The organism is Nostoc sp. JL33, from assembly GCF_017114985.1.
Taxonomy (GTDB): Bacteria; Cyanobacteriota; Cyanobacteriia; order Cyanobacteriales; family Nostocaceae; genus Nostoc.
In genome coordinates this window covers 42,796-55,419 of sequence record NZ_JABXKP010000074.1, presented here as the reverse complement: position 1 = coordinate 55,419, position 12,624 = coordinate 42,796, and the positions used below count along the sequence as shown (strand labels likewise).

The following is a 12,624-nucleotide window of genomic DNA, read 5'->3' as shown; positions in this document are numbered from 1 at the left end:
ATTAAACTATGTTTGATTCCCATAACCCTGAAATTAATATCGATGAGTTAATGCAAAAGATCCGCGAAGAGGTTGCTAAACGCCCAGGATATTCTCAACCATTAGCTACAAAAAATAATGCACATATAGGAGATATAACAGGCTTAACGTCAAAGATTGGCTATATTGAATCTTTACTTATAAATGCAGAATCTAGAGCTTATGCACGCACAAAGTGGCCTGATAAGCTTAATCGCTTTCCTTTTAACTTAAGCTCAAAATTACAAAAATTTATTCTAAAACTTATTAATTTTTTCTTTAAAGACCAAAGAGAAGTCAATTTCAATTTAATTCTTGCCTTAAAAGCGTCTGTAACAGTGAATGGACAGCTAATAGAACAAATCAATACTTTAAAGACGCAAATAAATGAGCGCCTGAGTACTGTTGATAGTCACTTCCAGGGAATCGATCAGCGCCTGAGTACTGTTGATACTCACTTTCAAGGAATCGATCAGCGCCTGAGTACTGTTGATACTCACTTTCAAGGAATAGATCAGCGCCTGAGTACTGTTGATACTCACTTTCAAGGAATCGATCAGCGCCTGAGTACTGTTGATACTCACTTTCAAGGAATAGATCAGCGCCTGAGTACTGTTGATACTCACTTTCAAGGAATCGATCAGCGCCTGAGTACCGTTGATAGTCACTTCCAAGATATAGATCAGTACTTAGATGTTATGGATCTTCGTTTGCAAGGTATAGATGATAGTTTGAATACCATTAATGGATCTGTAAATAATTCGATCACTGATATTGAAGAAAAGTTAAACAATTTTAAGACTTATATTCAAGGAATGGATGAGCGTCATATCAGAAACGACAATTATCTCAAAAATGATCTAATACAGCAGAAGCGCATAATTGCCTTATTTTTAGAAGAAGCACGGCGGCGTTTGCCAGAACCATTCAATCAACAGCAAGTACAAACTTTTATCAATGAAGAGCAACATTTATTAGATGCCTTCTACGTTGCTTTTGAAGACCAGTTTCGAGGTAGCCGCGAGCAAATTGGTAATAGGTTGAAAGTATATCTACCTTTGATTGAAGAAGCAAAAATCGGTACGCCAAACTCCCCTATTTTAGATGTGGGTTGTGGACGGGGTGAATGGCTAGAGTTACTGCGAGAGTCTGGTTACACAGCAAAGGGTATAGATATCAACAGGGTGATGCAAGAACAATGTCAAGCCAGAAAACTTGATGTACTGGAATCTGATGTAATTACATACTTGCAATCCCTACCAGATGATAGCTTAGGTGCAGTAACCGGTTTTCACATCATTGAACATTTAGAATTTCCGGTGTTAATCAAGTTATTAGAAGAAGTAGTAAGAGTACTTAAACCAGAGGGAATAGCTATTTTTGAAACGCCAAATCCCAAAAATTTAGTAGTTGGGGCTTGCAATTTTTATTCAGATCCAACTCACCGCAATCCAGTTTTTCCTGAGACAATTCAGTTCTGTCTGAGCTTTAAAGGCTTATCAAATGTTCAATTAATGTATTTAAACCCAGTAGAGGATAGCCCATTTGACAAACCAGATATAGCAAGTCTAACTCTTAAGAACTGGTTCTTTGGTTCCCGCGATTATGCAGTAATTGGATATAAAAAATGAAACCAATAGCTATAGTTACCCCTTGGTTTGGTGAGGATTTAAAAGGAGGCGCAGAACAACAAGCTTGGCAAGTGGCGACACGCTTGGCACGACGAGGACATGAAATTGAGGTTTTAACAACTTGCTGTCGCTCTTTTGAGGAGGATTGGTCAGTCAATCATCTGAAATCTGGATTGAGCCAAGAACAAGGTTTAAAGATTCGCCGCTTTAAAGTTGATTGCCGCGATCGCGCTAGTTTTGACGATGTTAACGCTTTGATATTAAGCTTACCATCGTCGGATTTAAAGCCGGGAGTCAGCCCTGTAAATTTAAAAAATGCAGCTATATTTTGTTCTGAGAATATTAATTCTAGCGATTTACTAAATTATCTCAAAAAATATCAAGACCAGTATCAAGCATTTTTATTTTTACCTTATCTTTATGGAATTGTTTTAAATGGTTTGGAGATTGTAGCCAGTCATGCTTTTTTACAGCCTTGCTTGCACGATGAGGCTTATGCTTACTTGCCACAAATTGCGAAGATTTTTCATTTAGCAAAAGGATTATTATTCATCAGTGAGGGTGAAGCTCAACTAGCAATAAAATTATATGGCCCTGGTATTATTGGTAAAAGCCTTGTAGCAGGTGCAGGAATAGAAGCGGGCGTTTATAACAATACAGAAATTATTAAAATAAAAGATTTTCAAATCAAACAAAAGCGGTTTATTCTTTGTCTAGGTCGCCGAGATTCAACAAAAAATACAGATTTATTAGTTAAAGCTTATATAAATTTCAAGCAAAAGTACCCAGATTCTAATCTAAAATTAGTTTCGGCTGGTACTGGAAATCCATCTTTTCTTACTTCTGTGCCGGGTTTAATTGATTTAGGTTTAGTTGCAGAAAGCGAAAAAGAAGCATTATTAGCTAACTGTTTAGCTTTATTTCAACCTAGTCAGAACGAAAGTTATTCCCGCGTCATTATGGAAGCTTGGTTCTATAAAAAACCTACTGTTGCTCATCGGAAGTGTTTGGCTACTGCAATGGCTGTCGAGTCTGCCAAAGGTGGTTGGCTAGCAGATACAGAAATTGAATGGACAGAATTATTCGCTAAAATTGACCAAATAGAAAAGGAAAAATTAACAGAATATGGAGCAAATGGTCAAGTTTATGCAAATGAAAATGCTGTATGGGATAATATTATTCAACGTTATGAAGCTGTATTTGGACTATCTAAACAATCAGCACCAGTAACAACTAAGTCTAACTTAGGAAAACTTCGAGAAATCCATCAACTTCTACCAAATCTTGCTTATGGTGATGCTATTTCCAATCACGCACTAGCAATCAGAAATTATCTCCGCGACTGGGGATATAAATCTGATATTTTTGTTAGGTATGTAGATGAGCGAGTTGCTCATGAAGTAACAGTATTTCAATCAAAATATATCAACCCTCAAGCCGGATTAATTTACCATCATTCAATTGGTTCTGAGCTTACAGATTATGCGATCGCTCATCCTGGTGTAAAATGCTTAATTTATCACAACATCACGCCGGCTGAGTTTTTTTTGCCTTATCGACCGGAGTTTGCCAAGATTCTAGAAAAAGGTCGCAATGAACTAAAACAACTAGCCCAATACTTTCCAATATCAGTTGGAGATTCTGCTTACAATGCAGAGGAACTTGCAGCGTCTGGTTTTCATGAACCAGGGGTATTACCAATCGCTACTAACCCTAGTAAATGGGATATGCCTGCGGATGCTGAATTAATGCAGCAATTGCAAGATGGTAAGGCTAATTTGCTTTTTGTTGGTCGTTTATCACCAAATAAGCGCCAAGATCAACTTATAGAAGCATTTGCCCACTACTTAACAATGGATCGAGAGGCGCGGCTAATTTTAGTTGGTTTTGGTGAGATAAACGATCCGTACTACTGCCACCTAATCAATACTATTGAAAAGTTCAACCTGACAAATTTTGTAATGCTTCCAGGGCAAGTAAATGATGCCCAATTGTTAGCATTTTATCAAACTGCACACTTATTTTGGTCAATGAGTGAGCATGAAGGTTTTTGTGTACCACTGGTTGAAGCAATGTGGTTTGATGTTCCTATTTTGGCTTACAAGAGTACTGCTGTACCAGAAACATTAGGTGAAGCAGCGCTGATGTTTAATAGTAAGGACGATTTAGTTCAGGTTGCAGCCTTGGCAAAGTTACTGATATATGATAAATCACTAATATCAAAGGTAATTTCTGCACAGAGGAAAAGGAGAGAAAAATTTTTAACGACAGCAGTAGTTGAAAAATTAAATAATGTAATTTTAAGGATGGAGGAATAACGCAGTGAACTATGTAAATAAATTATTATATTTCTTAAATAGAGTCAGACAAAAAAATAACCATAATTGGAAGAATATTTCTACATCCGAATCTGATCAGAGTTTTTTAGAACATGCGTATAAAGAGATTTTGGGTCGAGATATAGACCCAGGTGGGTTAAATCATTATACAAATCTTCTCAACTCTGCATATAGTCGAACAGACGTTCTTATAAGCCTGGTGAAATCAGATGAGTTTATTAACAAAGTTCTACAAGAAAATTATCAGATCCAAAATTTAAGAGAGTTAAGGCCATCGAGTTATGAATTAGTAGATGACATTTCACAAATTAATAAAATTCTCGTTTTTAATGCCAATAGTCAAGATGATTTTGATTGGCTAGAAGCAATGATTTTGGAACATGGTTATTATGAAAAACCCGGCGTATGGAGTTTAAATATTGATATAGATAAAAAAATAATGGCAGAAATTATCTCACTTTTTCAGCCTGAGAGAGCCTTAGAAATAGGCTGTGCTAGTGGCACAATTTTACAATGCCTTCATGAACTTAATATATTGTGTGAAGGGGTTGAAATTAGTCAAATGGCAATAAATAAGGCTTTTCCTGACATTAAGAAAAATATTCATAGGGGAGACTTATTAAATTTAGAAAATTTAGGAACATATAATTTAGTTTTTGGATTAGATATTTTTGAACATTTGAATGTTAATAAACTTGACGATTACATTGCTAAAATAGCCAAGATATTAAGTGACAACGGCTATTTATTTTGTAATATTCCAGCATTCGATGAAGATAGTATTTTTGGTTTAATTTTCCCCATTTATATTCAAGGTTGGCAGGAAGACATTATACAGGGAAGAAATTTTTCCAAGCTGCATGTAGACAAAGATGGATATCCAATGCATGGGCATATCATTTGGGCTGATACTCAATGGTGGGTAAAACAATTTGAAAAACACAATTTTTATAGGCAAGTAGAGATTGAAAAAGTACTGCATGAAAAATATGACAATAGCATGAACAAAATATCAATAGCAAGAAAGTCATATTACGTTTTTTCCAAAAATCCTAATCCCAAAGAAAATCAAGCGATCGTAGATCATATACGTTTCACGAAATCAAAAATTAAAGGTTTTTATAATTAATGTTATGCGAGTAGCTTTCGTAGTTCAGCGCTGTGGATTAGAAGTTAACGGTGGAGCCGAAACCCACTGTCTTAAAATTGCCCAGCATATGTCTAATTATTGGGATACAGAAATACTGACAACCTGTGCATTAGACTATATAACTTGGAAAAACTACTATTCACCAGGGTTAGCAGAAGTTTCCGGTGTTAAAGTGCAGCGTTTCCGGGTGGCACAACCACGTAATATCACAGAATTCAATTATTTGTCTGAAAAAATTTGCCATTATTTCAATAAAGTATCTATCAAAGAACAAGAAGCATGGATGCGATCGCAAGGGCCAATTTCTCCTGACTTGATTGCTTACGTCAAACAGAAACAGCACGAATACGACGCATTTATTTTTTTTACTTATTTGTATGCGACGACTTATTTCATTTTACCATCTGTAGCAGAAAAAGCTTATTTAGCTCCTTTAGCTCATAACGAATGGCCCATTTATATGAGTATGTGGGATAAATTCTTTGAAAAACCTCGTGGATTTATCTTCAACACGATAGAAGAACGAGATTTTCTCAAGACACGTTTTCCCAAAATAAACTTTGAGGGGCCCGTTGCTGGTGTAGCGATAGATCCACCATCAACGCTTAACGCAAAAAAATTCAGGCAAAAACATAACATTAATGAACCTTTTCTGCTTTATATTGGTAGAATAGACCCCTCTAAAGGGTGTCAAGAGCTTTTTGACTACTTTATACAGTTGCGAAAGCAGGAATCTGTTTCAAGAAAGTTAGTATTGCTAGGTAAGGCAACAATGCCAATTCCCCGCCATCCTGATATTGTGGCGCTGGGTTTTGTAGATGAGCAGACTAAGTGGGATGCGTTAGAAGCTTGTGATTTGCTGGTAATGCCCTCACCTTATGAAAGTCTTTCTATGGTGTTGTTGGAAGCTTGGATAATGGGCAAGCCTGTTATAGTCAACGGAAAATGTGATGTTTTGGTGGGACAATGTTTGAGGGCCCAAGCTGGAGTTTGGTATACCAATACAGATGAGTTTCAGGTGGCTATAGAAAAACTGGATAAGCAAATTAGATATCAACTAGGTTTGCAGGGAAAAAGATTTGTTGAAAGAAATTATATGTGGTCGAAGATAGAGAAGGATTATTTAGAATTACTGAATTAATTGCAAATGTGATTGTATAGATAGGATAATTTTTCCAGGCGATCGCTACCCTTGTGATATAGTAACTAATTTTAACAATACACAACGCTTAATGTTTTCAAAAAGATTAAGATGGATTTGCAGGCGATATCTAAAAATTTAATTTAACTACATTTACAATACGCATTGCTTCAGCTTTGTAATTTATCGAATTTGCAACAATCGATCAAGTCGTGCTAGCAGACATGATACTTTTAACCAGAGATGTCTATTGCTATCCTACTAATTTTTATACCTCATAAATAACATCTCCACAATCTTGATAATTTTGTTGTAGCACATGACTAAAAAAGCCCTAATCACAGGTTTAACAGGACAAGACGGCTCTTATCTGGCTGAACTTCTTCTCGCTAAAGGCTACGAAGTTTTTGGCTTAGTCCGCCGCTCCAGCACAAGTAACCTAGAGCGCATCAACCACCTCACAGGCAATGTTCAAATTGTATCTGGCGACCTTTTAGACCAATCTTCTTTAATGGATGTGGTTAGCGAGTGTCAACCCGACGAAATTTATAATCTTGCCTCGCAAAGCTACGTTCCTCTCTCTTGGACACAACCAGCCCTGACTGCTGAGTACACAGCCCTTGGTGTTTCTCGCCTTTTAGAATCTATCCGGCGCTGCAAACCGGATGCTCGATTCTACCAAGCATCTAGTAGTGAAGTTTTTGGTCAACCTGACGAATCGCCCCAAACCGAACGCACTGCCTTTCGTCCGCGCAACCCTTATGGTGTTGCCAAAGCTTATGCTCATTGGATGACTGTCAACTATCGGCAGAAATACAACCTTTATAACTCCTGTGGTATTACTTATACTCACGAATCGCCTCGACGCGGGACAGAATTTGTATTTCGCAAAATCACTCATGCAGCTGCCCAAATTAAATTAGGTTTGGCAAATGAACTAAAATTAGGCAACCTAGATGCCCGTCGTGATTGGTGCTATGCCAAAGATGCTGTTTACGCTATGTGGTTGATGTTGCAGCAAGCACAACCTGATGACTATATCATCGCTAGTGGTGAAACTCACTCTGTCAGAGAACTCGTTGAGTGTGCTTTTAACTGCGTTGGTCTAAACTGGCAAGATTATGTCTCAGTTGACCCTGCTTTTTATCGCTCTGATGAACCAGTGCAGTTAGTTGGTTCTATTAATAAAATTAAAACTGAGTTAGGTTGGCAGCCTCAGCATTCCTTTGAGCAATTGGTTGAGTTAATGGTTGATTATGATCTAAAAAAGTTGAGCATCGGCGGAGCTTAAATATTCTAATGCTAAAAGTTGTAGTTGATGCCACCCCAGTGGATTCAAAACCCAGTGGGGTTGGCTTTTATGTTGCTAATTTAATATCCGCTCTTGATGTATTACAAAAAGAGGAAAATTTTCAGTTAGGAGTAGTCTATCAACCAAGGTTAAAAAATTGGCTTCGGGGTGATTTCAGTTTTCCTGAATCCCTTAAACATTATTCTCAACAGTATCTCCTGCCTTTACCTGTAAGAATTTCAGATTTATTATTAGCTTTAGCCTTTAAACCTAGTTTATCTTACTTTGAAAAATATTTTGGTTTTCCAGATATATTACATGGTACAAATTACTCAGTTTATCCCTGTCGAAATAGTTTAAAGGTAATGAATATATATGATCTGACTTTTATCAAATATCCTAACTATATAGATTCAATGGTAAAAACATATACAGAAAGGGTAAAGCGATGTTTACAGTGGACAGATTTAGTTTTAACAATTTCAGAAAGCTCTAAAAAAGATATTATTGAATATTTGGAAGTAGACCCGAAAAAAGTCTATGTCACACCTTTAGCTAGTCGCTACTCTCCTAATTACTTATCTGAGGAAATTGCCCAGAGGCTAGAAAAGCAAGCTAATTATGATTTTTCCAAACCATATCTACTTTTTGTCAGCACAATAGAGCCAAGAAAAAATATTAATACTATAATCACAGCCTTTAATTTTTTAAAAGAAAAGTACAAAATTGAACATCAATTAATATTGATTGGTAAGAAAGGATGGAATTACCAGCCAGTATTTGCAGCTATTGAAAATTCCCCTTGGGGAAACCAAATTCATCATCTTAATTACCTATCTAATGAATTAGTTGCATTATTTTACTCAAAAGCTGATGTCTTCGTTTATCCATCTCATTACGAAGGGTTTGGTTTACCCGTATTGGAAGCAATGACTCTAGGCGCTCCTGTGATCAGTTCCAATACTTCCTCAATTCCAGAAGTTACAGGAGATGCAGCTATACTGGTTGACCCTAATAACCCTGTTCAACTAGCCGAAGCCATACTGAAAGTAATCAGTGATTCCGAGTTACGCCAAGAATTAATTAATAAAGGTAAAGCCAGAGCAAAATTATTTTCCTGGGAAAGAACGGCAAAAGAAACATTAAACGCTTACAGAACCCTTATTTAATGAAAATAGTAGATAATACCTCTGCCAAACAATTAATTATTAACTTATCTATTCTCTTGTCTCAACCAACAGGTATAGGCAACTATGCTAAAAACCTTTTTCCTTATTTAAAATCTTTGCAACCCACTCTATTAGTAGCGCAGAAATATCCTGATTTTGACTGCTATCCAATCCCGTCAAACTTAACGCCAGACCACGGCACAAAAGGTCATTTTGACCGCCTCCTTTGGACACAATTTCAACTACCAAAAATCTATAAAAACCTGAAATCGAGTCTCTTATTCTCCCCCCTACCGGAAGCACCCCTTTATACTGACTGTCGTTTTGTCGTCACATCTTTTGACATGATACCGTTGCGCTTTGGCAAACGGTTCTCACCACTCACACCCTACCACCGTTACTACACTCCCCAAGTCCTTAAGCAAGCAGAACACATTATTTGCATCTCCCAGACTACGGCTAAAGACATTACCGATTTTTACCAAATTCCCGCTAGCAAAATTACTCCGATTCCTTTAGCGCACGATCGCACTCACTTCCATCATCTCAACCTCCCCACTAGCAACTACTTTCTCTACATTGGCCGCCAAGATCCATACAAAAACATCCAGCGACTTATCAGTGCTTTTGCGGCGTTACCTAACTGCAAAGACTATGAACTATGGTTAGTAGGGCCAATTGATTCGCGTTACACCCCTACTTTAAAAGTGCAAGTTGCAGAACTAGGTATAACTAATCAGGTAAAGTTCCTCGACTATGTACCCTATGGCGAATTACCAAAAATCATCAATCAAGCGATCGCACTCGTTTTCCCCAGTCTCTGGGAAGGTTTTGGTTTACCTGTCCTGGAAGCAATGGCTTGTGGTACTCCGGTGATTACTTCCAATCTCTCCTCCTTACCAGAAGTGGCTGGCGATGCGGCGATTCTGATCAATCCCTACAACACTGAAGAAATTACAGAGGCGATGCAGGTTATTGCAACTGATTTGGGGTTGCGATCGCGCCTTTCTAGCCAAGGTATCACCCACTCCCAACAATTCAGTTGGGAAAAAACAGGAAAAGCAACCGTCGAAGTTTTGTCCCGTTATTTATAAAAAATAAAATAACGCCAGAATTAGGGATTTTATCAAGATTTCAGATTATCTTGACTAATGACTTATGATTAATCCTCAATTCTCATGAAAGCACTAATTCTCTCTGGCGGGAAAGGTACACGCTTACGTCCTCTCACTTATAGCGGAGCAAAACAACTCGTACCAGTTGCTAATAAACCTGTTTTATGGTATGGCATTGAAGAAATGGTTGCTGCTGGTATTACTGATATTGGCATCATCATCAGCCCGGAAACTGGGGCAGAAGTCCAAGCGAAAACCGGAAATGGAGAATACTTTCGAGCGAACATCACCTACATCATACAAGACCAGCCACTTGGACTTGCCCACGCCGTCCAAGTCGCCCGTCCCTTTTTAGGAGATTCTCCCTTTGTGATGTACTTGGGCGATAACCTGATTCAACTAGGTGAGTTACGTTACTTTCTGGAACAATTTAGCCAACAACAGCCAGATGCTTTGATTCTCTTGCGTTCGGTTGCCAACCCTAGCGCCTTTGGTGTGGCTGAGGTAGATGATACAGGACGGGTATTACGGTTAATTGAAAAACCGAAAGTTCCTCCTTCAGATTTGGCATTGGTAGGAGTTTATTTCTTTTCTCATATCATTTTTGATGCGATCGCAAATATCCAACCTTCCAGCAGAGGCGAACTAGAAATCACTGATGCTATTCAATATCTGATTAATCAGGAAAAGCAAGTTTTAGCCTACAATCTCCAAGGTTGGTGGCTAGATACTGGTAAAAAAGATGACTTGTTAGAAGCTAACCGATTAATTCTCGACACCTATCTGACAAGATCAATTTTCGGCGAAGTCGATGCCCAAAGTCAGATTATTGGACGAGTCCAAATCGGTGCAAAATCTCAAGTAATTAATTGCACAATTCGGGGGCCAGTAGTCATTGGTAGCAATTGTCATTTAGAAAACTGCTTTATTGGCCCTTATAGTAGTATTGCTAACAATGCCACACTCATTGATACTGATTTAGAAAACAGTGTTATTTTAGAAAGTGCTAAAATTGCCGGAATTCATCAGCGTATTATTGATAGCGTGATTGGACAACGGGCACAATTGAGTATTGCACCCCGTCGCCCCAAAGCCTTGCGATTTCTGATTGGTGATGACTGTCAAATTGAACTAACGTGATTTACTGATTAAAAAGAGGACAAGCGATCGTCAAAGGTTGAGTATAGTGCCTGTAAAATATAAATGCGAAATTCATGTGACAATCAGAACACCGTGGCAGATCCTATAAATAATATTAATGAGCATTGTACATACCAAAATTGCCGAAGTTCTACAACTTCAACCTCAAGTATTTGCAGACGATCGCGGTTTCTTTTTTGAAGGGTATAACCACCAAAAATTTGCTCAAGATACAGGTATTGTTACGAACTTTGTCCAAGATAACCACTCTTATTCCAAACAAAACGTCCTGCGTGGATTGCACTACCAAATCCAACAACCCCAAGGTAAACTCATCCGTGCTGTTGTCGGTACTATTTTTGACGTAGCCGTAGACATTAGAAAAAGCTCTCCTACATTTGGAAAATGGGTGGGTTCTGAACTCAGTGCTGAGAACAAACGCCTACTGTGGATACCACCAGGCTTTGCTCACGGCTTTCTCGTACTTTCAGAAATAGCTGAAGTTCTCTACAAAACTACAGATTACTACGCACCCCAAAGCGATCGCACAATCTTATGGAACGATCCAGATTTAGCTATAGATTGGCCTCTGAGTGCGCCACCGATATTATCAGCTAAAGACCAAGCCGGTAAACCTTTGAGAACTGCTGAAATATTTGATTAAGCTTGATGATTGCATTAGGTTCAAGAAATAATTAGGATGAGTCAATCAATTTTGCTGATTGGTAGCAACGGTCAAGTGGGTAAAGAACTACAACAAATACTCCCAGACTATGGCGATATTATCTCAGTAGCACGCCCGACAATAGACCTTGTTCAACCTGATACCCTCCGCAACGTTATCAGATCAAAACAGCCGCAAATCATCATTAACGCCGCAGCTTACACAGCTGTAGACAAAGCAGAAAGCGAACCCGAACTTGCTAGTGCTATTAATGCGATCGCACCCCTAATTATTGCCGAAGAAAGCCAAAAATTAGGAGCTTTTCTAATTCATATTTCGACGGATTACGTTTTTGATGGCAATGGGTGTAGCCCTTACCAGGAAAGCTATGCGACTAACCCCTTGAGTGTTTATGGTAAAACCAAACTCGCTGGAGAAGAAGCTATTCGGGAAACTTGCGCCCATCACCTCATCCTCCGCACTGCTTGGGTTTATGGAACCTTTGGCAAAAGTAACTTTGTCAAAACCATGCTGCGACTAGGTGCAGAACGCCAAGAAATCCGTGTCGTCGCCGATCAAATTGGTAGCCCCACTTGGGCGCAAGATATAGGCGCAGTCATAGGCCAGATGATTCCCCAGTTAACCCCAGAAATTAGCGGCACTTATCACTACACTAATAGCGGCGTTGCTAGCTGGTATGATTTTGCCGTTGCCATTTTTGAAGAAGCCCAACAGCTAGGCTTCCCTTTGAAAGTTGAACGTATTGTCCCGATTACAACTGCCAAATATCCTACACCAGCCCGTCGCCCTCCCTATTCCGTCCTTAGTTGTGGAAAAATTTCCGCAATTCTAGGGACTTATCCTCCTCATTGGCGACAAAGACTTCGACAAATGCTCACAGATTTGAAAATTGGGCATAGGGCATAGGGGATGGGACATTGAAAAGAGGCTCCAGGGGCGGGGTGC

General features: G+C 38.6%; 10 protein-coding genes. All 10 read left to right on the top strand.

What is annotated here, in order from left to right; genetic code table 11:
• The first annotated feature begins 8 nt into the window (after positions 1–8).
• The 10 genes from HWQ23_RS20850 (at position 9) to rfbD (ending at position 12,585) form a co-directional block, all read left to right on the top strand.
• Positions 9–1,649, top strand: a complete 1,641-nt coding sequence (locus HWQ23_RS20850) for a class I SAM-dependent methyltransferase (RefSeq protein ID WP_292832163.1) — start codon at positions 9–11, stop codon at positions 1,647–1,649.
• Positions 1,646–3,967 carry a glycosyltransferase family 4 protein gene (locus HWQ23_RS20845; protein ID WP_292832161.1) on the top strand — a complete coding sequence of 774 codons (2,322 nt, stop codon included), beginning with the start codon at positions 1,646–1,648 and terminating at the stop codon, positions 3,965–3,967. The genes HWQ23_RS20850 and HWQ23_RS20845 overlap by 4 nt, the downstream gene beginning before the upstream one ends.
• A 4-nt stretch (positions 3,968–3,971) precedes the next feature.
• Positions 3,972–5,117, top strand: coding sequence for a DUF4214 domain-containing protein (locus tag HWQ23_RS20840; protein ID WP_292832159.1), 1,146 nt, complete (start codon positions 3,972–3,974; stop codon positions 5,115–5,117).
• Between the two features lie 4 nt (positions 5,118–5,121).
• Positions 5,122–6,279, top strand: coding sequence for a glycosyltransferase family 4 protein (locus tag HWQ23_RS20835; protein ID WP_292832157.1), 1,158 nt, complete (start codon positions 5,122–5,124; stop codon positions 6,277–6,279).
• A 319-nt stretch (positions 6,280–6,598) separates the two neighbouring features.
• Positions 6,599–7,570: a GDP-mannose 4,6-dehydratase gene (locus HWQ23_RS20830; protein WP_292832154.1), complete on the top strand. Its 972-nt coding sequence runs from the start codon at positions 6,599–6,601 to the stop codon at positions 7,568–7,570.
• Positions 7,571–7,578: 8 nt separating this feature from the next.
• Positions 7,579–8,739 carry a glycosyltransferase family 4 protein gene (locus HWQ23_RS20825; RefSeq protein ID WP_292832151.1) on the top strand — a complete coding sequence of 387 codons (1,161 nt, stop codon included), beginning with the start codon at positions 7,579–7,581 and terminating at the stop codon, positions 8,737–8,739.
• A complete protein-coding gene (locus tag HWQ23_RS20820) occupies positions 8,739–9,833 on the top strand; it encodes a glycosyltransferase family 4 protein (protein ID WP_292832147.1) in 1,095 nt (364 codons plus the stop codon). The genes HWQ23_RS20825 and HWQ23_RS20820 overlap by 1 nt, the downstream gene beginning before the upstream one ends.
• 84 nt (positions 9,834–9,917) lie before the next feature.
• Positions 9,918–10,994, top strand: coding sequence for a glucose-1-phosphate thymidylyltransferase (locus HWQ23_RS20815; protein ID WP_292832144.1), 1,077 nt, complete (start codon positions 9,918–9,920; stop codon positions 10,992–10,994).
• 118 nt (positions 10,995–11,112) lie between these two features.
• Positions 11,113–11,658: a dTDP-4-dehydrorhamnose 3,5-epimerase gene (rfbC, locus tag HWQ23_RS20810; protein WP_292832141.1), complete on the top strand. Its 546-nt coding sequence runs from the start codon at positions 11,113–11,115 to the stop codon at positions 11,656–11,658.
• A gap of 36 nt (positions 11,659–11,694) precedes the next feature.
• A complete protein-coding gene (gene rfbD / locus HWQ23_RS20805; protein ID WP_292832138.1) occupies positions 11,695–12,585 on the top strand; it encodes a dTDP-4-dehydrorhamnose reductase in 891 nt (296 codons plus the stop codon).
• Positions 12,586–12,624: the final 39 nt, after the last annotated feature.